We start from the raw sequence: 23,235 nt of genomic DNA, 5'->3' as shown, positions 1-23,235 counted from the left end.
TTTGATTGTAATTATACTAACAAGAAAGACTGGCCGGGTTTTCCCGGCTGGCGTTCACAAAGCAGCGGAATAGCCGATTGCCTGATTTGCGCCATTTTTGTAGTTCTGCCGTGTTAATGCCGTAGTTGCTGAACAACACAAAGGTGTCATCCAGGTATTCGTCGAGCTGAGTAATCAGTTTATTATCCTCAGCATACTTAATTTTATAATTAAGTGCGAATGCGGCAATGTGCTCGATCAATTCATTTAGTTGAAGATTTACAGCCGAAGTAGGGTCATTAACCCAGCCATGGTTGCTCTCTTCAAGGTTTGCAAGACAGTCATGATACAGGGTTTCGCAGAGAAATTTAAGCTGCGCGATATCATGTCTTTTTGGCGAGTATTCGTCCATAACACATCCCCTTTTAAGTGGTTTAAACGACGACTAACAGCACCGTTATGGGATGAACACGACTAACAGACCTGACACATACTATGTAATCTTGCTGTTATAACTATAATCCACTCTCAAAAAGATTTCACCGTGCTATTACGAAAAATTACAATTATCACGGATACATTATCTTAAACGCCCCAGACCTTATTATATCGCAACATTGATGGTCATGGGGGAGGTTAAAGCAAGCCTTGTATATCATTGGGTTAGCTGAGTGTTTTCGTCATTATTAGCGTACAACCATACATAATGTCGGTGATTGAGAATATTCTGATTTGAGGTAAATGAGTGAACGGGTTGATCAAAAAAGCAGAGATAAATCTCATAACTCATCATCAAATATTATATATCAGGCTATAAAATAAACAATAACAATGAGTGCGTTTTAAATAGATGGGAAAGAAAAGGGCCGCAAATGCGGCCCTCAGAAGCAGAGATTAATGATGCTCAACCGTATGGCTGTGCTCAATATCCTCATTTTTCTTACTAAAGCGGCGGCGAACCACGACAAAGAATACTGGCACAAAGAAAATAGCCAGAACCGTCGCAGTCACCATCCCGCCCATTACGCCAGTACCTACGGCGTTCTGTGCACCGGAGCCTGCCCCGGAGCTAATAACCAACGGCATTACCCCAAGGATAAAGGCTAGGGAGGTCATCAGGATCGGACGCAGACGCATACGTACTGCTTCCAGCGTCGCTTCAATCAGACCTTTTCCTTCTTTATCCATCAGGTCTTTGGCGAACTCGACGATAAGTATTGCGTTCTTCGCCGACAGACCAATGGTGGTCAGCAGGCCCACCTGGAAGTAAACGTCGTTGGTTAGCCCGCGGAAGGTTGCTGCCAGCAGTGCGCCGACAACGCCGAGCGGAACGACCAGCATAACTGAGAACGGGATAGACCAGCTTTCATACAGCGCAGCCAGACACAGGAAGACGACAATCAGTGAGATAGCGTACAGTGCTGGCGCCTGGTTACCGGATAAACGTTCCTGATAGGACATACCGGTCCAGTCGTAGCCGATACCCGCAGGCAGTTTACCCGCCAGCTCTTCCATCAGGTTCATGGCTTCACCGGTACTCTTACCCGGTGTCGCCTGGCCGAGGATTTCCATGGAAGGCAGACCGTTGTAACGTTCCAGACGCGGTGAGCCGTATTCCCAACGTGAAGTTGAGAAGGCGGAGAACGGTACCATCTGCCCATCGCTGCCGCGTACATACCAGTTGCCAATATCTTCCGGCAGCATGCGGTATTTCGCTTCAGACATGATGTACACTTTCTTCACGCGACCGCGGTCGATGAAGTCGTTGACATAGCTACCACCCCATGCTGCTCCAAGCGTGGTGTTAATGTCGCTGATAGAAACACCGAGTGCCTGCGCTTTTTCCTGATCGATATCCACTTTGAACTGCGGAGTATCTTCCAGGCCATTTGGACGAACGCCGCTCAGTACATCAGGGTGCTGAGCGACCATGCCAAAGAGCTGGTTACGCGCCTGAGTCAGTTTTTCATGTCCCAGACCGGCCTGGTCAATCAGCTGGAAGTCAAAGCCCGTTGCGGTACCCAGTTCGACGATAGCCGGCAGGTTAAAGGCGAACACCATCGCGTCTTTAATCTGCGAGAAGTAGCCCATCGCGCGGCCGGTAATCGCTTCAACCTTGTTCTCTTCTCCTGGACGCTGGCTCCAGTCTTTCAGAGAGACGAACGCGATGCCGGTGTTCTGCCCGCGACCCGCAAAGCCAAAGCCGTTTACGGCAAATACCGATTCAACGTTGTTTTTTTCTTTGGTGAGATAGTAGTCGGTCATCTCATCAAGGACTTTCTGCGTACGCTCCTGTGTCGCACCAGCAGGTAGCTGCGCCATGCTCAAGAATACGCCCTGATCTTCGTCCGGCAGGAACGAGCTCGGCAGACGAACGAACAGCCAGGCCATCCCGACAACGATGATCAGATACAGCACCAGATAACGACCAGTACTACGCAGGATATTTCCTACGCTATCGGTGTAGTGGTGCGTGCTCTTATCAAACATGCGGTTAAACCAACCAAAGAAGCCAGTGGTTGCGCCATGGCTGCCTTTTTGGATAGGTTTCAGCATTGTGGCGCAAAGCGCCGGAGTCAGAATCAAAGCTACCAGTACCGACAGCGCCATCGCCGAAACGATAGTGATAGAGAACTGGCGGTAAATCGCACCGGTAGAGCCACCGAAGAAGGCCATTGGGATAAATACCGCAGAAAGCACCATCGCAATACCTACCAGCGCGCCCTGAATCTGGCCCATTGATTTACGCGTGGCTTCTTTTGGCGGTAGCCCCTCTTCCGCCATCACACGCTCGACGTTTTCCACCACCACGATGGCGTCATCCACAAGCAAGCCGATGGCGAGCACCATACCAAACATGGTGAGGGTGTTTATCGAGAAACCAAACAGTGCGAGGACGGCGAATGTCCCCAACAGTACAACCGGCACCGCGATAGTAGGAATCAACGTTGCGCGGAAGTTCTGCAGGAACAGGTACATCACCAGGAACACCAGAATGATCGCTTCAACCAGCGTTTTAACCACTTCGTGAATTGAGATTTGCACGAATGGAGTGGTGTCATACGGGTAAACAATTTTCAGGCCGGAAGGGAAGAACGGTTCCATTTTCTTCAGTTCGGCACGAATGGCGTTCGCAGTATCCAGGGCGTTAGCACCGGTTGCCAGCTTAATACCCAGACCGGATGCTGGCTGACCGTTAAACTTCGCGATAACGTCATAGTTTTCACCACCCAGCTCAATGCGCGCGACATCGCGCAGACGAACCTGGGAGCCATCCTGGTTAACCTTCAGCAGAATGTTGCCAAACTCTTCAGTATTGGTCAGACGAGTCTGCGCCACGATGGAGGCATTCAGCTGCTGGCCTTTCACCGGGGGCGTACCGCCTAACTGTCCTGCTGCAACCTGGGCGTTCTGCGCTTTCAGGGCGCTGATAACGTCAACCGGCGTCAACTGGAAGTTATTAAGTTTGTTTGGGTCCATCCAGATACGCATAGCGTACTGGGAACCAAACAACTGCACGTCACCAACGCCGCTGGTACGGCTAATCGCATCTTTCATGTTGGCGGCAACATAGTCAGAAATGTCATCCTGATTCATGGTGCCGTTAGTATTAATAACGCCGACAACCATCAGGAAGCTGCTGGATGCCTTTTCAACGCTAATACCCTGCTGCTGTACTTCCTGCGGCAGCAGCGGTGTCGCCAGCGCCAGTTTGTTTTGAACCTGTACCTGAGCAATATCCGGATCGGTACCGGATTCAAAGGTCAGAGTGATGGTTGCTGTACCGGTGGAGTCGCCATTTGAAGACATGTACATCAGGTGATCGATACCGTTCATGTTCTGTTCGATAACCTGAGTCACGGTGTTCTGCACGGTTTCTGCGTCGGCACCGGGGTACATGGCCGTGATGGAAATTGCCGGCGGCGCAATCGTCGGATATTGCGCTATTGGCAACTTGAGGATCGAGAGCCCCCCAGCCAGCATAATGATGATGGCGATCACCCAGGCAAATATGGGGCGATCGATAAAGAAATTAGGCATGTCTTAACGGCTCCTGTTTAAGTTAAGACTTGGTTTGTTCTGACTGAGCGTTGCCTGCGGCTTGCTGTTTTTCATCAGAAACGACTTCCTGCGCTTTTACCTGTACGCCTGGTTTGACTTTCTGCAGACCGCTAATAATGACGCGATCGCCAGTTTTCAGCCCTTCGGTGACCAGCCATTTATCGCCAATCGCCTGAGTGGCGGTAATCTGGCGAACTTCGACTTTGTCACCTTCACCAACCAACATCACGCTCGCATCGCCGCGCGGCGTACGGGTTACGCCTTGCTGAGGAACCAGCATCGCATCAGGGTTAACGCCTTCTTCCAGACGTGCTCGGACGAACATTCCTGGCAGCAGGGTGTGATCCGGGTTCGGGAAGATAGCGCGTAACGTGATAGAACCGGTGGTCTGGTCAACGGTGACGTCAGAGAACTCCAGCGTACCGCCCTGCGGGTATTTGAGACCGTCGTTAGTCACCAGTTCAACCTTCGCTTTACCGTTCTCCTGCTGCAGTTTACCGTTAGCCAGCTCTTGTTTCAGGCGAAGGAAATCGTTGCTTGACTGAGTTACGTCAACGTAGATTGGATCCAACTGCTGCACGGTGGCCAGCGCAGTGGTTTGTCCATTTTGTACCAGAGCGCCTTCCGTCACGGTAGATTTACCGATACGACCGCTAATAGGGGAGGTCACCTTGGTGTAGGCCAGATTAATGCGCGCGGTTTCAACCGCTGCTTTAGCAGCGACCACGGCGGCATTGCTCTGCTGAGCGGTCGCCACGGCAGTATCGTAATCCTGTTGACTAATGTACTTAGTGCCTAACAGTTTCTGATAACGTTTCACCGTTAACTGATCCATATTTGCCGCAGCTTGCGCTTTCGCTAAGTCGCCCTTCGCGCTTTCATAGGTGGCCTGATAGGTCGCCGGATCAATTTGATAAAGAGACACTCCTGCCTGAATATCACTACCTTCGGTGAAGTTGCGTTTCAGAATAATGCCACTGACCTGAGGACGAACTTCCGCAACGCGATAGGCGCTGGTGCGGCCTGGCAGTTCGGTAGTTATTTGTAGAGGAGCGGATTTGAGCGTCACAATGCCGACTTCCGGCATCTGCTGGGCCCCTTGCTGAGCCGGTTTGTCGTCACATCCTGTTAGCGCTAAGCTGCCTGAGAGCATCAGAACGACCGCCAGAGGCGTTAACCCTCTGTTTTTGTTCATATGTAAACCTCGAGTGTCCAATTTCAAATTGTTCAGTGGCTCAATCGACCACAAACCCACTACTGCGTTTCTATTATGGTCATGCTATGGTACATACATTCACAAATGTATGTAAACGTAACCTCTGTAAACTCATCGACCTATGGCACGAAAAACCAAACAACAGGCGCTTGAGACCCGGCAACAGATTCTGGATGTTGCTCTGCGTTTGTTTTCGCAGCAAGGCGTATCATCCACTTCGTTGGCCGCAATTGCAAAAGCCGCTGGCGTGACAAGGGGCGCTATCTACTGGCATTTCAAAAATAAATCAGATTTATTTAATGAAATATGGGTACTTTCGGAAGCCAATATTAGCGATCTCGAAGTTGAGTATCGGGCAAAATTCCCTAACGATCCACTGTCAGTTGTGCGTGAGATCTTAGTCTATGTTCTTGAAGCAACAGTGACAGAGAAACGCAGGCGGTTGATGATGGAAATCATCTTCCATAAATGTGAATTCGTTGGTGAAATGGTCACGCTTCAACAGGCGCAGCGTAGCATATGTCTTGAAAGTTACGATCGTATCGAACAAACGCTAAAAGAGTGCATTGCGGCGAAAATGTTGCCTGCCAATTTGCTCACCCGGCGAGCGGCAATATTAATGCGCAGCTACCTTTCGGGCCTGATGGAAAACTGGCTATTGGCGCCGAACGCCTTCGATTTGCAAAAAGAAGCGCGAGAATATGTCGCAACGTTGCTTGAAATGTATCAATTTTGCCCCTCGCTGCGCTGTTCTGAAGGACTAGAGGCTTAAGCATTTTTGCGGACAAAAGGTGAGTATTTCCTGCTGTCCGCCGCTATTCGAGTGATAACAGAAGTGCTATTCTTCGCGCTGCGACGATCCCCGGTATTCTCCGGCTTTTGCAATCACTCATGTTAACACTATGCTGCATACAATCCGTTGGCGAAACGCCATATCCGCTTTTGTTATTACCCTGATTCTTTTTATCGGCTGTATCAGCGCGAACTCAGCGCTTGCGGCTGATTTACCCGAACGCTCCGAGGTACAGAGCCAGCTCACTACGCTGAATAAGCAAAAAGAGCTGACCCCGCAGGACAAGTTGGTTCAGCAGGATTTGGCTCAGACCCTGGAAACCCTCGATAAAATTGAACGAATTAAATCGGAAACGGCACAGCTGCGCCAGCAGGTGGCTCAGGCGCCAGCGAAAATGAATCAGGCTGTAGATAACCTGAACGCATTGAGCGATGTTCCTGATGATGAAGCGACGCGTAAAACGTTGAGCACGTTATCGCTGCGCCAGCTGGAATCGCGCGTCTCTCAGACGCTGGACGATTTGCAGAATGCTCAGAACGATCTGGCAACGTATAACAGCCAGTTAGTTTCTCTACAGACGCAGCCTGAACGTGTGCAAAATGCGATGTATTCCGCTTCGCAGCAGTTGCAGCAGATTCGTAATCGTTTAAACGGAACCTCGACAGGTGATGAGGCGTTACGTCCGACTCAACAGAATTTATTGCTGGTACAGCAGGCTTTACTGAATGCGCAGATAGACCAACAGCGCAAAAGCCTTGAAGGTAACACGGTGCTGCAGGACACTCTGCAAAAGCAGCGTGATTATGTTACTGCCAATAGTAACCGCCTGCAGCACCAGCTTCAGTTATTACAGGAGGCCGTCAACAGTAAGCGCTTAACGCTCACTGAGAAGACCGCTCAGGAAGCGGTCTCGCCGGATGAAGCGGCGCGGATTCAAACTAACCCGCTGGTAAAACAAGAGCTGGATATTAACCATCAGCTTAGTGAAAAACTCATCTCGGCGACGGAAAATGGCAATCAGCTGGTTCAGCGCAATATCAAAGTGAAGACCTGGCTCGATCGCGCTTTGCAATCTGAGCGTGATATAAAAGAACAGATCTCCGTGCTAAAAGGCAGCTTGCTGCTGTCGCGTATCCTTTATCAACAACAACAAACGCTACCCTCGGCGGATGAACTGAGCGATATGACTAACCGTATCGCTGACCTGCGTCTTGAGCAGTTTGAGGTTAATCAGCAGCGCGATGCGTTGTTCCAGAGCGATGCTTATGTTGCGAAGCTGGAGGAGGGGCATAGCAGCGATGTGAATCCTGAGGTGCATGATGCGCTTCTGGAGATCGTTGATATGCGCCGGGAACTGCTCGATCAGTTTAACAAACAGCTGGGTAACCAGTTGATGATGGCGATTAACCTGCAAATCAACCAGCAGCAGTTAATGAGCGTTTCGACCAACCTGAAAGCTATTCTGACGCAGCAGATTTTCTGGGTAAACAGCAACCGCCCGATGGACTGGGAGTGGATTAAAGCCTTCCCGGAAGCGCTTAAGGGGCAGTTTAAGGCGATGAAAATTACCGTAAACTGGGAAAAGGCCTGGCCTGCGGTATTTATCGCTTTTCTTGCTGGCTTACCATTACTGCTGATTGCCGGGCTTATTCGCTGGCGCCTGCAGTGGCTAAAAGCGTATCAGGCGAAGTTAGCATCGCAGGTAGGCCAACTGCGCAATGATACTCAACTCCATACGCCGAAAGCGATTCTTATCGATCTTATTCGGGCGTTACCGGTAGTGCTGTTGATTCTGGCCGTTGGCCTGATTCTACTGACGATGCAACTGAATATCAGCGATTTGCTATGGGCCTATAGTAAGAAGCTGGCGATGTTCTGGCTGGTGTTTGGTCTGTGCTGGAAGGTGCTGGAAAAAGACGGTGTGGCGGTGAATCACTTTAATATGCCATCCCAGTTGACCAGCCACTGGCGGCGGCAGATTGTCCGCGTCAGCCTTGCGTTATTGCCGCTAAACTTCTGGTCCGTGGTGTCGGAACTGTCGCCACTGCATCTGATGGATGACGTCCTCGGACAATTCGTTATTTTCCTCAACCTGTTGTTGATTGCGGTGCTTGTCTGGCCGATGTGTCGTGAAGGCTGGCGCGATAAAGAGTCTCACAGTCTGCGTCTTGTCACCGTTACCGTGCTGTCGATTGTTCCCATAGCGCTGATGGTGCTAACGGCAACGGGCTATTTCTACACGACGCTGCGTCTGGCAGGCCGTTGGATTGAAACCGTATATCTGGTGATGCTGTGGAACCTTCTGTACCAGACCGTACTGCGCGGCCTGAGCGTCGCAGCCCGACGCATAGCGTGGCGTCGGGCGCTGGCGCGCCGTCAGCATCTGGTTAAAGAGGGCGCTGAAGGAGCCGAGCCGCAGGAAGAACCAACGATCGCGCTGGAGCAGGTTAACCAGCAGACTCTACGTATTACGATGTTGGTGATGATCGCGCTGTTTGGCGTGCTGTTCTGGGCGATTTGGTCCGATCTGATCACCGTTTTTGCCTATCTCGACAGTATTACGCTATGGCACTACAACGGCACTGAAGCCGGTGTCAGCGCGGTTAAAAGCGTGACAATGGGAAGCCTGCTGTTTGCCATTGTGGCTTCCATGGTGGCATGGGCGCTAATACGTAACTTGCCAGGACTGCTGGAAGTTCTGGTACTGTCTCGGTTGAACATGCGCCAGGGGGCGTCATACGCGATTACCACGATTCTGAACTACGCCATTATTGTTATTGGCGCGATGACGGTATTTGGTTCGCTGGGGGTCTCGTGGGACAAACTGCAGTGGCTGGCGGCAGCATTATCGGTTGGTTTAGGTTTCGGCCTGCAGGAAATCTTTGGTAACTTTGTTTCCGGCTTGATTATTCTTTTCGAACGCCCGGTGCGTATTGGCGATACGGTGACTATCGGTACCTTCTCAGGAACCGTTAGCAAGATTCGTATCCGTGCTACCACGATTACCGATTTTGACCGCAAAGAGGTCATTATTCCGAACAAGGCCTTCGTTACGGAACGTCTCATTAACTGGTCGCTTTCCGACACCGTGACACGCGTGGTGATCCGCCTCGGCGTGGCCTATGGTTCCGACCTTGATAAGGTAAAAGAGGTACTACTGAAGGCCGCGCACGATCATCCTAAAGTGATGCAAGAGCCTGCACCATCGGTCTTCTTTACTACCTTTGGGGCCAGTACGCTCGATCATGAACTGCGTCTGTACGTGCGTGAACTGCGCGACCGCAGCTACGCGGTGGATGAGCTCAACCGTGCTATCGATCGTTTATGCCGGGAAAACAATATCGATATTGCCTTTAACCAACTGGAGGTTCATCTGCGCAATGAGAAGGGGGATGAAGTGACAGAGGTGAAGCGCGATGCTAAAGGGGACGATACTTCCCCAGCGATTGGCTAAGCATACCGGGGCGGTGGATATCCGCCCCGCAGATTTTAATGGCTGAGCGAGGAGAGTTCTTCCTGGCTCAGGCCTGTTATCTCCATCACCATATTCGGCTCCAGCCCGCTGGCGGATATGTTTTTGCAGCAGTTCCAGCATCGTTGTACATTGCAAACGATGACTCTGGCACCTTCCGCTGTCCGCCAACAGACTACTCTTCCTCATTATTTACTTTGTTTTCATAGTCACGGCGAACAATCTCCAGCGCAGCTAGCACGGTTTGCGCGGGGACGTTACTCTCTTCAAGCAGCACAATTAAATCGACGGCCAGTTTGACCTCGTCAGGCGCATTTTCCAGCGACATACTTCTTCCTCATGTTATCGTGTTAAGCGGGCTAGCTTGTTTTCAATTTTTTCCAGCGCATCGCGACAGCGGGCTAAGCGCGCGGCGTACGCCTCAACTTCTTTTGCCAGCCGCTGCTGTTCATCAAGGCTTGTGGCCTGCGCCAGCTGTCTCTGGCGATCGTTGCGCATTGCCAGAAGACGACGTTCGTATTCCTGATGCTGGATTCGTCGGCGCTGCCAGCGGTTAAGCGTTGGTGAGGCGCTGTCCCATGCGCGTAATGACCAGGTTGCCGCTTCTCGGCTGATGGCGGCGATTTGAGCCACGAGACGCTCCGCCAGCCAGGTAACCTGCGGTAGCTGCTGGCGTTCGACCGCCTGCTGTAGCTCAGAGAAGTGCTCCTTGGTTTCGTCGAGATAAGCCTGCATTTGTGTACTGCGGGTACGGAATAGCTGACGATCGAAACGCGGGCTGATTGTGGCGTGATTCGCCAGCGGTGCAACCTGCGAGTCCAGCTCTGCGAGCTGATTTTTCAGCGAGTGTAAAAGCCGGGTCGTTTTCAAATAACTCCTCCATCCCCCGTTAAACAACTGTGCTACATTAACGTTATCTTTTTGATAACGATTCGCATTATGCCACGTATTATTTTGATCATCATTGGCTGGCTCGCGGTAGCGCTGGGAACGCTGGGCGTGTTTTTGCCGCTACTGCCGACGACGCCGTTTATCCTGCTTGCCGCATGGTGTTTTGCCCGTTCATCGCCGCGCTTTCACCACTGGCTTTTGTACCGTTCATGGTTTGGCGGCTATCTACGTCACTGGCAGAAATACCGTGCTATGCCGCCGGGTGCTAAACCGCGGGCGGTGGTGATGATTTTGCTGACCTTTGCTATTTCCCTTTGGCTGGTTAATCTTACCTGGGTGCGCATCCTGCTGCTGGTGATTTTGACCTGTCTGCTGATATTTATGTGGCGCATTCCGGTGGTTGATGCAAAGCAACAAAAGCACTGATGCGCAATAATGATGGTTGCAATTGTCGCTGACAGACAGTAAATTCTGGCGTTTTCGAGCGCGGGTAAGCCTGGTCAAAGGTTAAACAAATGTTTCTTTGACCCATTTGGCATGCCCGCGAGTAACACCGTTTTAATCAGGCATAAACTTATGACCGCAACAGCACAGCAGCTTGAATATCTGAAGAACAGCATCCAAAGCATCCAGGACTATCCGAAACCTGGCATCCTTTTCCGTGATGTCACCAGCTTGCTGGAAGACCCGAAAGCCTATGCGCTCAGTATTGAGCTGCTGGCGGCGCGTTATAAAGACGCGGGTATTACCAAAGTGGTGGGCACCGAAGCGCGTGGTTTCTTGTTTGGCGCACCGGTTGCGCTGGCGCTGGGCGTAGGCTTTGTTCCGGTACGCAAGCCGCGTAAGCTGCCACGTGAAACTATCGCAGAAAGCTATGAGCTTGAATATGGCACCGATCAGCTGGAAATCCACGTTGATGCCATTAAAGAAGGCGATAAGGTTCTGGTGGTTGACGATCTGCTGGCGACCGGCGGTACCATCGACGCAACCGTCAAACTGATTCGTCGTTTGGGCGGCGAAGTGCATGATGCGGCCTTTATTATCAATCTGTTTGATCTGGGCGGCGAACAGCGTCTGGAAAAACAGGGAATCAATTGCTATAGCCTGGTGCCTTTCCCGGGCCACTAAGCATTTCCCTCCACATAGCCTCGCTGATTGGGCGGGGCTGTGATAGCATGACCCCCTCGTGATTTCACCTTCCAGCGTTTCAGAGCCAGCCCATGAGTTATCAGGTCTTAGCCCGTAAATGGCGCCCACAAACCTTTGCTGACGTCGTCGGCCAGGAACATGTGCTGACCGCACTGGCGAACGGCTTGTCGTTAGGGCGCATTCATCACGCATATCTCTTTTCCGGCACCCGCGGAGTGGGGAAAACCTCCATCGCGCGCCTGCTGGCAAAAGGACTAAACTGCGAAACCGGCATTACCGCTACCCCTTGCGGCGTTTGCGATAACTGCCGCGAAATAGAGCAGGGGCGCTTTGTCGATCTGATTGAGATCGATGCCGCCTCACGAACTAAAGTCGAAGATACCCGCGATCTGCTGGATAACGTTCAATACGCGCCGGCCCGTGGTCGCTTCAAGGTCTATCTGATCGATGAAGTCCATATGCTATCGCGCCACAGCTTCAATGCGTTGTTAAAAACGCTGGAGGAGCCGCCTGCGCACGTTAAATTCCTGCTGGCGACGACCGATCCGCAAAAGCTGCCGGTGACGATTCTTTCCCGCTGCCTGCAGTTCCATCTCAAGGCGCTGGACGTTGAACAGATTCGCCATCAGCTAGAGCATATTCTCGGCGCGGAGCAAATTTCCTTTGAACCGCGCGCGCTGCAGCTGCTGTCGCGCGCGGCGGATGGTAGCCTGCGCGATGCTTTGAGCCTGACCGATCAGGCGATTGCCAGCGGCGATGGTCGCTTAACGACTGAATCGGTTAGCTCCATGCTTGGCACTCTTGACGACGATCAGGCGCTTTCGCTGATTGAAGCGCTGGTGGCCGCCGACGGCGAACGCGTGATGGCGGGCGTCAATGAAGCGGCCGCGCGCGGCGTGGAGTGGGAAGCTTTACTGGTTGAGATGCAGAGTCTGCTGCACCGCATTGCGATGGTGCAACTCTCTCCGTCGGCGTTAGGAACGGATATGGCGGCGATAGAGCTGCGTATGCGCGAGCTGGCGCGGACGGTGCCGCCAACCGACGTTCAACTGTACTATCAAACGTTGTTGATTGGCCGCAAAGAGCTGCCGTATGCCCCAGACAGACGCATGGGCGTCGAAATGACGCTGCTGCGGGCGCTGGCGTTCCATCCGCGCATGCCGTTACCGGAGCCCGAAGCGCCGCCGGTACAGGCTGCTCAGGCCGTACCTGTACAGCAGTCTGTCCCGGTATCTGCTCCGCCGCCGCCGCAGAATTTGCCGCAGACCACCAGCCAGGTGCTGGCGGCCCGCAGCCAGCTGCAGCGTAGTCAGGGAGCACCCACCCCAAAAAAGAGTGAACCGGCAGCCGCTTCCCGCGCGCGGCCGGTGAATAATGCCGCGCTGGAACGTCTGAGTTCGATTACCGAGCGCGTACAGGCACGTCCGGCTGCTGCTGCGCTGGAGCAGGCTCCGGCGAAGAAAGAGGCCTATCGCTGGAAATCGACGACCCCGGTTGAAGAGGTCAAAGTCGAAGTCGCTACGCCGAAGGCGCTGAAAAAAGCGCTGGAGCATGAAAAAACGCCAGAACTGGCGGCTAAGCTGGCCATCGAAGCGGTCGAGCGGGATAGCTGGGCGGCGGAAGTCAGCCAGCTCGCGGTACCCAAACTGGTGGAACAGGTGGCTCTCAACGCATGGAAAGAGCAAGAGGGTAACCGTGTCTGCCTGCACTTACGGCCAAGCCAGCGCCATCTGAACTCGGCAGGCGCTCAGCAAAAGCTGGCGGAAGCGTTGGGTATTTTGTACGGTACGCCGGTTGAATTGACCATCGTGGAAGATGATAATCCCGCGATGCGCACGCCGCTTGAGTGGCGGCAGGCAATTTATGAAGAAAAGCTCGCGCAGGCGCGCGAAGCGATTATCGCGGATAATAACATTCAGACGCTGCGTCGATTCTTCGACGCAGATTTGGATGAAGAGAGTATTCGCCCCATTTGATTGCAAGCCTGGCTTGCGGTCAGCATCCTTAACGACGACATACTGAGAGAGTAGCCTATGTTTGGTGGAAAAGGCGGTCTGGGTAACCTGATGAAACAGGCCCAGCAGATGCAAGAAAAAATGCAGCAGATGCAGGAAGAAGTGGCCCGACTGGAAGTGACCGGTGAATCCGGTGCCGGTCTGGTTAAGGTCACCATCAACGGCGCGCATAACTGCCGCCGCGTTGAGATCGACCCGAGCCTGCTGGAAGACGACAAAGAGATGCTGGAAGATCTGGTTGCCGCCGCGTTTAACGACGCTGCCCGCCGCATCGAAGAAACCCAGAAAGAAAAAATGGCGTCTGTTTCTGCCGGTATGCAGTTGCCGCCAGGCTTTAAGATGCCGTTCTGATGCAGACCAGCCCGCTGTTAACGCAGCTGATGGAAGCACTGCGCTGCCTGCCGGGCGTTGGCCCGAAGTCGGCGCAGCGTATGGCGTTTACCCTGCTGCAGCGTGACCGCAGCGGCGGAATGCGTCTGGCGCAGGCGCTCACGCGCGCGATGTCGGAAATCGGCCACTGCGCTGATTGCCGCACCTTCACCGAGCAGGAAGTGTGCAATATTTGCAGCAACCCGCGACGTAAAGAAAACGGCCAGATCTGCGTTGTAGAGAGCCCGGCGGATATCTACGCCATCGAGCAGACCGGGCAATTTTCCGGTCGCTACTTTGTGCTGATGGGCCATCTGTCGCCGCTCGACGGTATTGGGCCGGATGATATTGGGCTCGATCGTCTGGAACAGCGTCTGCGTGACGAATCGATGCAGGAAGTGATCCTCGCCACCAACCCTACGGTTGAAGGCGAGGCCACTGCGAACTATATTGCCGAGCTTTGCGCGCAGTATGGCGTAGACGCGAGCCGTATTGCCCATGGCGTACCGGTTGGCGGCGAGCTGGAAATGGTAGACGGCACTACGCTGTCCCACTCTCTCGCCGGGCGGCATAAGATTCGTTTTTAATCAAACGGAGGCGCTTTTCAGGGCCTCCGCTTGAAAATTTCCCTCTCTGTCCCCATCTCACACTCAACGGTTTTTTTACCATTAACAATGGCATTGTTGAGGTTGATTTAGATGAAAGGACAAGAAACTCGTGGTTTTCAGTCAGAGGTAAAACAGCTTCTGCACCTGATGATCCATTCTCTTTATTCCAATAAAGAAATTTTCCTGCGTGAGCTGATTTCCAACGCCTCCGATGCGGCCGACAAGCTGCGCTTCCGCGCGCTGTCCCAGCCGGATCTGTACGAAGGCGACGGCGAGCTGCGCGTGCGTGTTTCATTTGATAAAGACAACCGCACCCTGACCATTGCCGATAACGGCATTGGTATGAACCGCGATGAAGTAATTGACCATCTCGGCACCATCGCGAAGTCCGGCACCAAAGCATTCCTTGAGTCTATGGGCTCTGACCAGGCAAAAGACAGCCAACTGATCGGCCAGTTCGGTGTGGGCTTCTATTCGGCGTTTATTGTTGCCGATAAAGTCACCGTTCGTACCCGCGCGGCGGGCGACAGCGCTGAAAACGGTGTGTTCTGGGAATCCGCTGGCGAAGGTGAATATACCGTTGCCGACATCAACAAAGCCGATCGCGGAACCGAGATCACTCTGCACCTGCGTGAAGGTGAGGACGATTTCCTCAATGACTGGCGCGTGCGTTCGATCATCAGCAAGTACTCCGATCATATCGCGCTGCCGGTTGAGATTGAAAAACGTGAAGAAGTTGACGGTGAAACCGTTATCTCCTGGGAGAAAATTAACAAAGCCCAGGCGCTGTGGACCCGCAATAAGTCGGAAATTAAAGACGACGAGTACAACGAATTCTACAAGCACATTGCTCACGACTACAGCGATCCGCTGACCTGGAGCCATAACCGCGTTGAAGGTAAGCAGGAGTACACCAGCCTGCTATATATCCCGTCGCAGGCGCCGTGGGATATGTGGAATCGCGATCATAAACATGGTCTGAAGCTGTACGTACAGCGCGTCTTCATCATGGATGACGCTGAGCAGTTTATGCCGAACTACCTGCGCTTCGTACGCGGCCTCGTGGATTCTAACGATCTGCCGCTGAACGTCTCGCGTGAAATCCTCCAGGACAGCAGCGTCACCCGCAATCTGCGCACCGCGCTGAGCAAACGCGCCCTGCAAATGCTGGAAAAACTGGCAAAAGACGACGCGGAAAAATATCAGACCTTCTGGCAGCAGTTTGGCCTGGTGTTGAAAGAAGGCCCGGCGGAAGACAATGCTAACCAGCAGACCATCGCTAAACTGCTGCGCTTTGCCAGCACCCATACTGATTCTGCTGCGCAGACCGTGTCGCTGGAAGAGTACGTCTCCCGCATGAAAGAAGGGCAGGAGAAGATTTACTACATCACCGCCGACAGCTATGCCGCCGCGAAGAGCAGCCCGCATCTGGAACTGCTGCGTAAGAAAGGTATTGAAGTTCTGCTGCTTTCCGACCGCATCGACGAGTGGATGATGAGCTATCTGACCGAGTTCGACGGTAAGCCGTTCCAGTCGGTCGCGAAAGCCGATGAGTCGCTGGATAAGCTGACCGACGAAGTGGATGAAACCACGAAAGAGGCCGAGAAGGCGCTGGAGCCGTTCGTTGAGCGTGCCAAAACCCTGCTGGGCGACCGGGTGAAAGAGGTTCGTCTGACCCATCGTCTGACCGATACTCCGGCCATCGTCACCACCGATGCGGATGAAATGAGCACCCAGATGGCGAAACTGTTTGCCGCTGCGGGCCAGGCCGCGCCGGAAGTGAAGTACATTTTTGAACTGAACCCGGTTCATCCGTTGGTGAAACGCGCTGCCGATACTCAGGACGATGCGCAGTTCGGCGAGTGGGTTGAGCTGCTTCTCGATCAGGCGCTGCTGGCCGAGCGCGGGACGCTGGAAGATCCGAACCAGTTTATCCGCCGCATGAATCAGCTGCTGGCGTCGTAATTTTACTCTCACCCTAACCCCTCACCCGGTGCTGTTTTTCTCCCTCTCCCTGTGGGAGAGGGCCGGGGTGAGGGCATCCAACCGCACTCTACGTAAAATATCTCACCATTAACCGTTTCAGCCGCCCCGCCTTCCTTGAGCCATCCGCGTTCTGGTGGTATGGTTTAGCGTTTTTTGAAAAATTGAATCAACTTTTGAGGGGATTTTCGTAATGCGTATTATTCTGCTTGGCGCTCCGGGCGCGGGTAAAGGAACTCAGGCTCAGTTCATCATGGAGAAATACGGTATTCCGCAAATCTCCACCGGTGACATGCTGCGTGCCGCGGTGAAGTCAGGCTCCGAGCTGGGCAAACAAGCAAAAGATATTATGGACGCCGGTAAGCTGGTGACCGACGAACTGGTTATCGCGCTGGTGAAAGAGCGTATTACTCAGGAAGATTGCCGCAACGGTTTCCTGCTGGACGGTTTCCCGCGTACCATTCCGCAGGCTGACGCGATGAAAGAAGCGGGCATTGCCGTGGATTACGTGCTGGAATTCGACGTTCCTGACGAACTGATCGTTGATCGCATCATCGGTCGTCGCGTTCACGCCGCTTCCGGTCGTGTTTATCACATCAAATTTAATCCGCCGAAAGTTGAAGGCAAAGACGACGTGACCGGCGAAGAGCTGACCACCCGTAAAGACGATCAGGAAGAGACCGTACGTAAGCGTCTGGTTGAGTATCATCAGATGACGGCTCCGCTGATCGGCTACTATCAGAAAGAAGCTGAAGCGGGCAATACCCAATACGCGAAAGTCGATGGCACCAAAGCGGTTGCTGACGTTCGCGTAGAGCTGGAAAAAATCCTCGGTTAATTCCGTCGGTTCTCATCCTGCAGCTGCGGGATGAGAACTTCTCTCATATTACCTTTTTCTATGATTGGTTCCGTTTAGCGCCATTTAAGCTACAATTGTCAGCGATTCAAATGGTTAAGAGGCGGTAATGCATCAGACGAAAACAGGTATTTTATTAGCCAATTTAGGCACTCCCGATGCGCCCACGCCCGATGCGGTGAAGCGCTATCTGCGACAATTTCTCAGCGACAAGCGCGTGGTGGATACCTCCCGTCTGCTGTGGTGGCCGCTGCTGCGCGGTGTGATCCTGCCTCTGCGCGCGCCGCGAGTGGCTAAGCTATACCAGTCCATCTGGATGGAAGAAGGTTCGCCGCTGATGGTCTACAGCCGCCAGCAGCAGCAGGCGTTGGCCGACCGCCTGCCGGATACGCCAGTTGCGCTGGGAATGAGCTACGGCTCGCCCTCTCTGGACCGCGCGGTCGATGAACTGCTGGATCAGGACGTTGACCATATCGTGGTGCTACCGCTTTATCCGCAATACTCCTGCTCCACTGTGGCTGCAGTTTGGGATGAACTGGCGCGTATTCTTGCCAAAAAGCGCGCAATCCCTGGCATCTCCTTTATTCGCGATTATGCCGATGATGTGGACTATATTCACGCGCTGGCCGCCAGCGTGCGCGCTTCGTTTGCGGTGCATGGTGAGCCTGATTTACTTCTGCTCTCTTATCATGGGATCCCGCAGCGTTATGCTCAGCAAGGGGATACCTATCCTCAGCGTTGTCGGGATACCACCCGCGAGCTGGTTTCGGCTCTGGGGCTATCGCATGACCGGGTGATGATGACTTTCCAGTCGCGCTTTGGCCGTGAACCCTGGCTGACGCCCTATACTGACGAAACGCTGAAAATGCTCGGTGAGAAGGGCGTGAAGCATATCCAGGTTATCTGCCCTGGTTTTGCCGCCGATTGCCTGGAGACGCTCGAGGAGATCGCCGTGCAAAACCGGGAAATATTCCTTGAAGCCGGTGGCCAGCAATATGAGTACATTCCTGCACTTAATGCGGACGCCGCGCATATTGAAATGATGGTTAACCTGACGGCGAAATATCGCTGATCGCGCGCGCAGCGGGGAGTATGCTACTATTCCCCGCTTGTTCACTGCCAATAAATCACCACTATGAAATTTCCCGGTAAACGCAAATCCAAACACTACTTTCCTGTCAACGCTCGCGATCCGCTGCTGCAACAAATTCAGCCGGACAATGAGTCCAACGTCGCCTGGGTGGTCGGCATCGATCAAACGCTGGTAGATATCGAAGCGAAAGTGGATGAGGCGTTTATCGTACGCTACGGCCTGAGCGCTGGGCATTCGTTGGTGATTGAAGATGATGTCGCCGAAGCGCTATATCAGGAACTGGTGCGCAACGATCTGATTACCCACCAGTTTGCGGGCGGTACGATTGGCAACACCATGCATAACTACTCTGTACTGGCGGACGATCGTTCCGTCCTGCTTGGCGTCATGTGCCGCAATATTGAAATTGGCGGCTACGCATACCGCTATCTGTGCAATACCTCCAGCCGTACTGACCTTAACTATCTGCAAGGGGTTGATGGTGCGATTGGACGCTGCTTTACGCTGATTAGCGATTCCGGCGAGCGTACTTTCGCCATTAGCCCCGGTCATATGAATAAGCTGCGCGCGGAAAGCATCCCGGAAAGCGTAATCGCCGGAGCCTCCGCGCTGGTGCTGACTTCCTACCTTGTACGCTGCAAGCCGGGCGAGCCGATGCCGGACGCGACGATGAAAGCAATCGAATATGCGAAAAAGCATGATGTGCCGGTGGTCCTGACGTTGGGAACCAAATACGTCATCGCTGATAACCCGCAGTGGTGGCAGACGTTCCTTAAGGAGCACGTCTCTATTCTGGCGATGAACGAAGAGGAAGCGGAAGCGCTGACGGGCATTGGCGATCCGCTGCTGGCTTCGGATAAGGCGCTGGAGTGGGTTGACCTCGTGCTGTGCACCGCCGGCCCTGCCGGGCTTTATATGGCGAGTTTTACTGAGGAAGAGGCTAAGCGTAAAACCCAGCATCCACTGCTGCCGGGAGCGATTGCCGAGTTTAACCAGTTTGAGTTCAGCCGCGCGATGCGCCATCAGGATTGCGTGAATCCGCTGCGTATTTATTCACATATCGCACCCTATATGGGCGGGCCGGAGAAGATCATGAATACCAATGGCGCGGGCGACGGTGCGCTGGCGGCGCTGCTGCATGATATCACCGCCAACAACTATCATCGCAATAACGTGCCGAACTCCAGCAAGCATAAGTGCAAGTGGCTGACCTATTCATCCCTGGCGCAGGTATGTAAATACGCCAACCGCGTGAGCTACCAGGTGCTGAATCAGCATTCGCCGCGTCTGACCCGAGGTCTGCCTGAGCGCGAAGATAGCCTGGAAGAGGCCTACTGGGATCGTTAACTCCCGATCGATAATATGTATCCCGGAAAAGGTGGTTTATCGCTGATTCCGGGGTATTAAAAATATTCGACTTCATAGCTAATGATACCGAGAATCGGTCCGACCTTCGTAGGCTGACCATCGGTTTTCCATATCCTGAAGATGTAGTGCATATCCATTTTTTCTGGGGATAACGGCAGAGGGTAGCTCTTTCCAGTGCTCTGGTTAAAACCGATCATGTCGGCGGGATAACCCACATCCTGGTTGCTATAGATATACATTGAAAAGTTCTGCGGACCATTTTTATCCATATTGATTAACCTGCCGCCGCTATCCAGGGTTCCGGAGGTCAGAAAGCGTGGGCGGACATTTTGCATTTCCGCTGTGGCCTGACAATGGGCAAGCCGGATGAAAAAACGGACGTCACCTGTCTGGTTGGTGCTTTGCGTGTCACCATCAATAAAAACGTTGGAGGCAAATTCAAAGTCAATATTCGGGCTGGGAACACCGCTGCCGCCTTCATCAGGGTCTATAACGACGCCTTCAACTTTACAGGTTCCATTAATAATATGACCTTCAATATTAAGACTGCCGTCGGTAGCCCATACGGCGGCGGATAATAGCGTGAATACCATCATCGTTATTCGTATAACGCTTAACATAATGTCGTCCTTTTATTCATTCGTATCCGCTGGTATCAAAAGTAGATAACTTCATAATTCAGTACGCTCTGTACGGGGCCGGGGGTGACGGCCTGAGAGGGATCCAGTTTTTGATAGGAAGCGCTATATTTCATTGTCAGATAACTTCCGTGGACATTCCATGTTGTGCCGGTTCTGTAGCGCGGTGTTGCACTGCTGCTCTCGGCGGGACCGTTCACTTTTATCGGGGCCCCTGAATCATGGCGGATCAGGATCCCGACGTTGGTGGCGCCGTTTTTTGCGGTATTTAACAATACGCCATCGCTGCTGGTTGCATCTGAAGTCATACTGACTTTCACGTTGTCGAGATTAACTAACTCTGTCCATTGGCATGAGATAGAGATATTAAACTGTACGCTACCGCTTAGGTCCATAGTCGACACGACGGGCAACGGAATTGTGAGGTCGCGTAGTCCTTTATATACATCTGGAGTATCCGCGCTAATCATACAGGCTCCCGCTCTTAGCGTGGACCTGAATATCATTGTGCCATCAACGGCGTGGGAATTTGGGGACGTTACGAGAATAGCTAATAATAGCGCCCATGGTTGATATCTGTTACCCATTATTACGCAACCCTCTTATATATGGACGGTTTCTTGAAGTTCACAGGATAGATAATATTATCCTGAGGGTAAATAAAATGGCGGGATATTAATGATGAATAATGCTAAGTCTATGCTATTTTTGATGATTTAAAATGAGATGAAGATAATATGAAATGTTTTTTTTCAATGATGGCAGCTGATTAATTAATTCTATAAATTGGCTGTTTGCGTAATAACCTATAATAAAGAACGTGCGGAGCCGACGTTTTTTGCGATCGGCCCCGCTATCTATCTTAGCCTGTGGTCACTTCCAGCGGCGCTGGCGGCGTTTCCAGCAGGTTTATCATTGCGCGAGCGATTTCCCGCTCACCCATGACGACCTGATTAGCGCCGCGTTCAACGATGTATTCCACTTCATCGTCATAATGGGCGCGCGCGATGATTTCGATATTCGGGCACTTCTCACGCGCCGAAGCGACAATTTCCCCGGCTTCATAGCCGTTAGGTATGGTCAGCAGCAGCCAGCGGGCGCAGTCCAGATGCGCCAGGTTCATAATTTCTTCGTTGGCGGCATTACCTAATACCGCGCGAATGCCCCGCGCACGCAGCTCGTCTACGCGGGTACGCGACGTTTCGATGACCACCAGAGGTACGCCCTGAGCCATCAGTTTTTCACCGAGCAGGCTGCCGACGCGACCGAAACCCACCAGCAGCGCATGGTTGCAAATATCGACGGGGATCTGTTTCTCTTCTTCAAGCACCTCTTCCAGCGTCTGATCGTCCAGCGTCTCCGTTTTATCGAGGTATTTTTCCAGCAGGGTAAACAGCACCGGGTTGAGCATGATTGAGATTATCGCCCCGGCGAGCACCAGATTTTGCCCGGCCTGCGGCAGCAGATTCAGCGCCATTCCCAGACCCGCAAGGATAAAGGCGAATTCGCCGATTTGCGCCAGGCTGGCGGCAATCGTTAGCGCGGTGCGCGGTGAGTGCCCAAACATCCTTACCAGGAAGAAAGCGGCAGCCGATTTACCGAAAATAATGATTGCCAGCGTAGCCAGTACCGCCAGCGGCTGCTCCAGCAGGATCATCGGGTCAAACAGCATACCCACAGAAACGAAGAACAGAACGGCGAACGCATCGCGCAGCGGCAGCGTATCGTGGGCTGCGCGATGGCTCAGTTCGGATTCATTCAGCACCATACCGGCGAAGAACGCGCCCAGGGCGAAGGAGACGTCAAACAGCTCAACTGCGCCGAAGGCGATACCGAGCGCCAGCGCCAGTACCGACAGCGTAAACAGCTCGCGTGAACCGGTGGCGGCGCTGCGTGACATAATCCACGGCACCAGGCGGCGGCCGACCAGCATCATAATGGCAATAAAAGCGACGACTTTACCGATGGTAATGCCCATATCGAGGGCCAGGGAGGCCAGACCAACGTCGCCTTTCTCCGCCATACCAGCGACGGCCGGCAGCAGAACCAGCGTCAGCACCATCACCAGATCTTCAACAATCAGCCAGCCGATGGCGATTTGCCCCCGCTGGCTATCAATAAGCTGTCGTTCTTCCAACGCGCGCAGCAGCACCACGGTACTGGCGGTAGAAAGACACAAACCAAAAACGATGCCGGTCATCAGCGACCAGCCTAACATTGCAGAGAGCGCCATACCCAATAGCGTCGCCACGGCTATCTGGGCGATTGCGCCAGGGATGGCAATGGCCTTTACCGCCATCAGATCTTTTAAAGAGAAGTGCAGACCCACGCCGAACATCAGCAGGATCACGCCAAGCTCAGCCAGTTCCGGCGCCAGCTTGGTATCAGCAACGAAACCAGGGGTAAAAGGTCCGGCCAGCACGCCCGCTAATAAATATCCCACCAGAGGAGAAATACGTAGCTTATTGGCAATCATGCCGAGAATAAAGGCGAGCACAAGGCCGCCGACAATGGTGGTGATTAGCGGTGTTGCGTGGTGCATTCCGTCTCCTTGCAGTGGTGAGCTGATCCATTTTCGGTATAAAAACCAAAAAACCGAATAATAGTTTATGACAATTTCAGTGGTTTTGTTTATGAATAATTGTTGAATTTTGCAAAAAAATGGAATTGACACGCAAAAAAGCACGGACCGCAAAATGGCAGCAGGTTATGCGGGGTAATGCTGGTGGTATAAGGGATTGTG

19 protein-coding genes and 1 other annotated feature are annotated in these 23,235 nt (G+C 52.9%); of the genes, 11 read left to right on the top strand and 8 right to left on the bottom strand.

All coding sequences use genetic code 11. From position 1 onward, the window contains the following. Positions 1 to 16: 16 nt before the first annotated feature. The 3 genes from tomB to acrA all read right to left on the bottom strand — a co-directional run bounded on the left by tomB (position 17) and on the right by acrA (position 5,236). Positions 17 to 391 (bottom strand): Hha toxicity modulator TomB, encoded by a 375-nt coding sequence (gene tomB, locus FN082_RS25180; protein ID WP_139541361.1) that lies wholly within the window; start codon positions 389 to 391, stop codon positions 17 to 19. Between the two features lie 482 nt (positions 392 to 873). Next, the gene (acrB, locus tag FN082_RS25175; protein WP_142982593.1) at positions 874 to 4,020 is read right to left on the bottom strand and encodes a multidrug efflux RND transporter permease subunit AcrB; all 3,147 of its coding nucleotides are present in this window, start codon (positions 4,018 to 4,020) and stop codon (positions 874 to 876) included. 22 nt (positions 4,021 to 4,042) lie between these two features. Next, positions 4,043 to 5,236 carry a multidrug efflux RND transporter periplasmic adaptor subunit AcrA gene (gene acrA, locus FN082_RS25170; protein WP_142982592.1) on the bottom strand — a complete coding sequence of 398 codons (1,194 nt, stop codon included), beginning with the start codon at positions 5,234 to 5,236 and terminating at the stop codon, positions 4,043 to 4,045. 142 nt (positions 5,237 to 5,378) lie between these two features. Here acrA and acrR point away from each other — a divergent pair, with 142 nt between their 5' ends. Together acrR and mscK are read left to right on the top strand one after the other, a co-directional pair. Next, positions 5,379 to 6,029 (top strand): multidrug efflux transporter transcriptional repressor AcrR, encoded by a 651-nt coding sequence (gene acrR, locus FN082_RS25165; RefSeq protein ID WP_139541364.1) that lies wholly within the window; start codon positions 5,379 to 5,381, stop codon positions 6,027 to 6,029. Positions 6,030 to 6,159: 130 nt separating this feature from the next. Further along, positions 6,160 to 9,504: a mechanosensitive channel MscK gene (gene mscK / locus FN082_RS25160; protein ID WP_142982591.1), complete on the top strand. Its 3,345-nt coding sequence runs from the start codon at positions 6,160 to 6,162 to the stop codon at positions 9,502 to 9,504. Positions 9,505 to 9,697: 193 nt separating this feature from the next. Here mscK and rsmS read toward each other — a convergent pair whose 3' ends face one another. Both rsmS and priC read right to left on the bottom strand, forming a co-directional pair. Further along, a complete protein-coding gene (gene rsmS, locus FN082_RS25155; protein WP_139541366.1) occupies positions 9,698 to 9,850 on the bottom strand; it encodes a pleiotropic regulatory protein RsmS in 153 nt (50 codons plus the stop codon). A 14-nt stretch (positions 9,851 to 9,864) separates the two neighbouring features. Then, positions 9,865 to 10,392 (bottom strand): primosomal replication protein N'', encoded by a 528-nt coding sequence (gene priC / locus FN082_RS25150; protein ID WP_142982590.1) that lies wholly within the window; start codon positions 10,390 to 10,392, stop codon positions 9,865 to 9,867. Between the two features lie 69 nt (positions 10,393 to 10,461). Between priC and FN082_RS25145 the strand changes: the two genes are divergently transcribed. The 9 genes from FN082_RS25145 to FN082_RS25105 all read left to right on the top strand — a co-directional run bounded on the left by FN082_RS25145 (position 10,462) and on the right by FN082_RS25105 (position 19,833). Beyond that, on the top strand, positions 10,462 to 10,839 hold the full coding sequence (locus tag FN082_RS25145; RefSeq protein WP_110273695.1) for a DUF454 family protein: 378 nt from the start codon (positions 10,462 to 10,464) through the stop codon (positions 10,837 to 10,839). Between the two features lie 150 nt (positions 10,840 to 10,989). Continuing rightward, positions 10,990 to 11,541, top strand: coding sequence for an adenine phosphoribosyltransferase (gene apt / locus FN082_RS25140; RefSeq protein ID WP_139541369.1), 552 nt, complete (start codon positions 10,990 to 10,992; stop codon positions 11,539 to 11,541). A gap of 92 nt (positions 11,542 to 11,633) precedes the next feature. Then, on the top strand, positions 11,634 to 13,538 hold the full coding sequence (dnaX, locus tag FN082_RS25135) for a DNA polymerase III subunit gamma/tau (protein WP_142982589.1): 1,905 nt from the start codon (positions 11,634 to 11,636) through the stop codon (positions 13,536 to 13,538). Further along, positions 12,871 to 12,935: a sequence feature (DnaX frameshifting element), on the top strand. It overlaps the preceding gene by 65 nt. Before the next feature lie 57 nt (positions 13,539 to 13,595). Next, entirely contained in the window at positions 13,596 to 13,928 is a 333-nt protein-coding gene (locus FN082_RS25130) for a YbaB/EbfC family nucleoid-associated protein (RefSeq protein ID WP_004099673.1), read from the top strand. Beyond that, a complete protein-coding gene (gene recR, locus FN082_RS25125) occupies positions 13,928 to 14,533 on the top strand; it encodes a recombination mediator RecR (RefSeq protein ID WP_004129946.1) in 606 nt (201 codons plus the stop codon). The genes FN082_RS25130 and recR overlap by 1 nt, the downstream gene beginning before the upstream one ends. A gap of 111 nt (positions 14,534 to 14,644) precedes the next feature. Beyond that, positions 14,645 to 16,519, top strand: coding sequence for a molecular chaperone HtpG (gene htpG, locus FN082_RS25120; RefSeq protein WP_142463982.1), 1,875 nt, complete (start codon positions 14,645 to 14,647; stop codon positions 16,517 to 16,519). Between the two features lie 211 nt (positions 16,520 to 16,730). Beyond that, positions 16,731 to 17,375: an adenylate kinase gene (gene adk / locus FN082_RS25115; RefSeq protein WP_009653605.1), complete on the top strand. Its 645-nt coding sequence runs from the start codon at positions 16,731 to 16,733 to the stop codon at positions 17,373 to 17,375. Between the two features lie 127 nt (positions 17,376 to 17,502). Beyond that, on the top strand, positions 17,503 to 18,465 hold the full coding sequence (gene hemH / locus FN082_RS25110) for a ferrochelatase (protein ID WP_139541373.1): 963 nt from the start codon (positions 17,503 to 17,505) through the stop codon (positions 18,463 to 18,465). 63 nt (positions 18,466 to 18,528) lie between these two features. Next, positions 18,529 to 19,833 (top strand): inosine/guanosine kinase, encoded by a 1,305-nt coding sequence (locus tag FN082_RS25105; RefSeq protein ID WP_139541374.1) that lies wholly within the window; start codon positions 18,529 to 18,531, stop codon positions 19,831 to 19,833. 56 nt (positions 19,834 to 19,889) lie between these two features. Here the strand turns inward: FN082_RS25105 and FN082_RS25100 are convergent, their stop codons facing one another. The 3 genes from FN082_RS25100 to ybaL all read right to left on the bottom strand — a co-directional run bounded on the left by FN082_RS25100 (position 19,890) and on the right by ybaL (position 23,034). Next, entirely contained in the window at positions 19,890 to 20,474 is a 585-nt protein-coding gene (locus tag FN082_RS25100; RefSeq protein WP_142982588.1) for a fimbrial protein, read from the bottom strand. 35 nt (positions 20,475 to 20,509) lie between these two features. After that, a complete protein-coding gene (locus tag FN082_RS25095) occupies positions 20,510 to 20,998 on the bottom strand; it encodes a fimbrial protein (RefSeq protein WP_268887497.1) in 489 nt (162 codons plus the stop codon). 356 nt (positions 20,999 to 21,354) lie between these two features. Continuing rightward, positions 21,355 to 23,034, bottom strand: coding sequence for a YbaL family putative K(+) efflux transporter (gene ybaL / locus FN082_RS25090; protein ID WP_139541377.1), 1,680 nt, complete (start codon positions 23,032 to 23,034; stop codon positions 21,355 to 21,357). Positions 23,035 to 23,235: the final 201 nt, after the last annotated feature.

It is taken from the genome of Klebsiella spallanzanii (assembly GCF_902158555.1).
GTDB classification, from domain to species: Bacteria; Pseudomonadota; Gammaproteobacteria; order Enterobacterales; family Enterobacteriaceae; genus Klebsiella; species Klebsiella spallanzanii.
The sequence above is the reverse complement of the archived record's forward strand: the minus strand, read 5'-3'. Positions and strand labels throughout refer to the sequence as shown.

Bases quoted from the DNA above. Each gene is read 5' to 3' on its own strand.
- acrR (WP_139541364.1), top strand. From the start codon at position 5,379: ATGGCACGAAAAACCAAACAACAGGCGCTTGAGACCCGGCAACAGATT.
- htpG (WP_142463982.1), top strand. From the start codon at position 14,645: ATGAAAGGACAAGAAACTCGTGGTTTTCAGTCAGAGGTAAAACAGCTT.
- acrA (WP_142982592.1), bottom strand. From the start codon at position 5,236: ATGAACAAAAACAGAGGGTTAACGCCTCTGGCGGTCGTTCTGATGCTC.
- mscK (WP_142982591.1), top strand. From the start codon at position 6,160: ATGCTGCATACAATCCGTTGGCGAAACGCCATATCCGCTTTTGTTATT.
- FN082_RS25095 (WP_268887497.1), bottom strand. From the start codon at position 20,998: ATGATATTCAGGTCCACGCTAAGAGCGGGAGCCTGTATGATTAGCGCG.
- FN082_RS25105 (WP_139541374.1), top strand. From the start codon at position 18,529: ATGAAATTTCCCGGTAAACGCAAATCCAAACACTACTTTCCTGTCAAC.
- hemH (WP_139541373.1), top strand. From the start codon at position 17,503: ATGCATCAGACGAAAACAGGTATTTTATTAGCCAATTTAGGCACTCCC.
- FN082_RS25145 (WP_110273695.1), top strand. From the start codon at position 10,462: ATGCCACGTATTATTTTGATCATCATTGGCTGGCTCGCGGTAGCGCTG.
- apt (WP_139541369.1), top strand. From the start codon at position 10,990: ATGACCGCAACAGCACAGCAGCTTGAATATCTGAAGAACAGCATCCAA.
- ybaL (WP_139541377.1), bottom strand. From the start codon at position 23,034: ATGCACCACGCAACACCGCTAATCACCACCATTGTCGGCGGCCTTGTG.
- tomB (WP_139541361.1), bottom strand. From the start codon at position 391: ATGGACGAATACTCGCCAAAAAGACATGATATCGCGCAGCTTAAATTT.
- acrB (WP_142982593.1), bottom strand. From the start codon at position 4,020: ATGCCTAATTTCTTTATCGATCGCCCCATATTTGCCTGGGTGATCGCC.
- FN082_RS25100 (WP_142982588.1), bottom strand. From the start codon at position 20,474: ATGTTAAGCGTTATACGAATAACGATGATGGTATTCACGCTATTATCC.
- rsmS (WP_139541366.1), bottom strand. From the start codon at position 9,850: ATGTCGCTGGAAAATGCGCCTGACGAGGTCAAACTGGCCGTCGATTTA.
- recR (WP_004129946.1), top strand. From the start codon at position 13,928: ATGCAGACCAGCCCGCTGTTAACGCAGCTGATGGAAGCACTGCGCTGC.
- FN082_RS25130 (WP_004099673.1), top strand. From the start codon at position 13,596: ATGTTTGGTGGAAAAGGCGGTCTGGGTAACCTGATGAAACAGGCCCAG.
- adk (WP_009653605.1), top strand. From the start codon at position 16,731: ATGCGTATTATTCTGCTTGGCGCTCCGGGCGCGGGTAAAGGAACTCAG.
- dnaX (WP_142982589.1), top strand. From the start codon at position 11,634: ATGAGTTATCAGGTCTTAGCCCGTAAATGGCGCCCACAAACCTTTGCT.